This is a genomic window from Pseudomonas sp. EL_65y_Pfl1_R83, from assembly GCF_963970695.1.
Classification (GTDB): domain Bacteria; phylum Pseudomonadota; class Gammaproteobacteria; order Pseudomonadales; family Pseudomonadaceae; genus Aquipseudomonas; species Aquipseudomonas tritici.
On record NZ_CAXAQI010000542.1, the window covers coordinates 1 to 255 of the forward strand.

Sequence of the window (255 nt, forward strand, 5' to 3'; positions counted from 1 at the left end):
CAAAGCCTTTTGCATCCGATTAAGGGCTTTGGCTTGGTCGCGAACTTTATTGCCACGCTGACGGACCAATGAGCGCAGTGAGCACACGTCGTCCGCAGGCCGAAAAGCGCCTCTCAACAGGCCGTGCGTCATGAGTTGAAGGATCCACTGACAATCAAGTACATCAGACTTGCGACCGGTTATCTGCCGAGTGGCGCGGGAATTAACGAGATAGACCTCAAAACCTCGTCTATCCAGTATTTCGAAGAGCGGGAT

Annotated in this window: 1 protein-coding gene; it reads right to left on the minus strand. The window is 52.9% G+C overall.

The genetic code is table 11. The features are described 5' to 3' along the window. Positions 1–255, minus strand: a 255-nt coding sequence (locus AACY08_RS30245; protein ID WP_339472757.1) for an IS110 family transposase, incomplete at both ends; no start/stop codon positions are given.